The sequence below is a fragment of the Methylobacterium frigidaeris genome, assembly GCF_022179185.1.
Taxonomy (GTDB): Bacteria; Pseudomonadota; Alphaproteobacteria; order Rhizobiales; family Beijerinckiaceae; genus Methylobacterium; species Methylobacterium frigidaeris.
In genome coordinates this window covers 1-209 of the sequence record NZ_BPQJ01000491.1, presented here as the reverse complement: position 1 = coordinate 209, position 209 = coordinate 1, and the positions used below count along the sequence as shown (strand labels likewise).

The following is a 209-nucleotide window of genomic DNA, read 5'->3' as shown; positions in this document are numbered from 1 at the left end:
GCCCCTGGAAGCCGGCGGCCACGATCTCGAACGCGCCGTTCCAGCCGTCCGGCACCTGCCTGCCGCCGAGGTCGCGCCCGTTCAGACGCGCGATCTTCACGGTGGTGCCGCGCGCGTCCGAATAGGTCACGTCGGAGACCTGGATCGTGCCGTAGACCTTCTGGACCGGGCCCTTGCCGTCGCCCGGGACGGTGTAGAGCCGGCTCAGC

At 71.3% G+C, this 209-nt stretch carries 1 pseudogene; it reads right to left on the bottom strand.

Going from position 1 to position 209, the window contains the following annotated elements:
- Positions 1 to 209: pseudogene (locus MFF64_RS37730) on the bottom strand (hypothetical protein); the annotation flags it as partial.